The 1086-nt window shown below is 44.7% G+C and carries 1 protein-coding gene; it reads right to left on the bottom strand.

Features of this window, described 5'->3' with window-relative positions; genetic code table 11:
- Positions 1–114: 114 nt before the first annotated feature.
- On the bottom strand, positions 115–963 hold the full coding sequence (locus R7E00_RS24850) for a response regulator (protein WP_318124886.1): 849 nt from the start codon (positions 961–963) through the stop codon (positions 115–117).
- Positions 964–1086 lie beyond the last annotated feature (123 nt).

Here is a 1086-nt window from a genome sequence, read left to right as displayed (position 1 = left end):
ATAGTCGCTGGCTAAATCAACGTAAGAAGAAAGGACATTAAGCCATTGGGCATCGGTTTGTGATAAATGGGCTGCATAGGTGCGGCCTAGCTCATAGAGATCTTCAAACAGGCCTCACTTGGCAGTAATTCGGGATGCTGAGAGAAAACGAGAACCATTACTTGGCGTGAGCGAAAAAGCTCTTTTTGCCAAACAGAGCGCATGTCGTTGTTGCCCCAAGCTTTCATAAAGACCGATCAAACTGTCAATGGCAGCCAAGCAGAGCGGATTCCGAGTTACATAATCAGCCAGAACTTTGACTGCTTCAGATATGTGGCCTTGATGATGCAACAAAAACGTGGTCGCACATACTTTACTTGCATGCTCTTTCTGACTGCAGAGAGGTAAATAATCCTCAAGTAGTGTGTAGTCACGTCTTTCAACTAAAGTATCGATAATCAGAGATTCAACACAAATACTGGACGCGTGGGTCTTGTGAAGCAAGATGACATCAGATAGTAAGAGAGGTTGTGAAGCCAGCAGTCTTGTTGTTACAGCGGCAATGTGCTGTTGTTCTTGCAGTGCTTGGAGCATTTTCGTGTAAAGTGCTTTTGTTTGAAGGGGTTTTGTTAGCAGGTGACGAACCCGCCCAGAGCTAGAAAGTGCTGTGAGAACTGTCTCTTTTGTGGCATCGCTAGAAATCATAAGCACAGCGGTTGTGTCTGAAATCAGTTGTGCTCTGCTCAGGAGGTGAACGAGATCCAAACCTGTGTATTTTTCTGCAAGATGGTAATCAATTACTAAGAAGGAATAAAAGCGAGTTTTTGCGGCGAGCAAGGCCGCTTGCGTGTTAGTCACGCAAGTGATGTTAGAAGCTTTTGCGCCTAATGCAATGAGTTGGTGTTTCACTAGCAGTGATGATGTAGAACAGTCATCAACGACCAGGATATTGATATCACCAACGGCGACTCTTCCCTCGGCCAAAGTCTATCTTCCTTACTACAGCTACACTAATAAGCTAGTCATCTGAGTGCATAAAGGCAAGGCGTTTTTGAGGAAAGGGGCTTAGAAGCCCCTTAAATGAGACAAAATTCGTTAACTTTGCTT

This window comes from Vibrio sp. Vb1755 (assembly GCF_033338635.1).
GTDB classification, from domain to species: domain Bacteria; phylum Pseudomonadota; class Gammaproteobacteria; order Enterobacterales; family Vibrionaceae; genus Vibrio; species Vibrio alginolyticus.
Note: the sequence above shows the minus strand (reverse complement) of the source record. Positions and strands in the feature narration are given on the sequence as shown.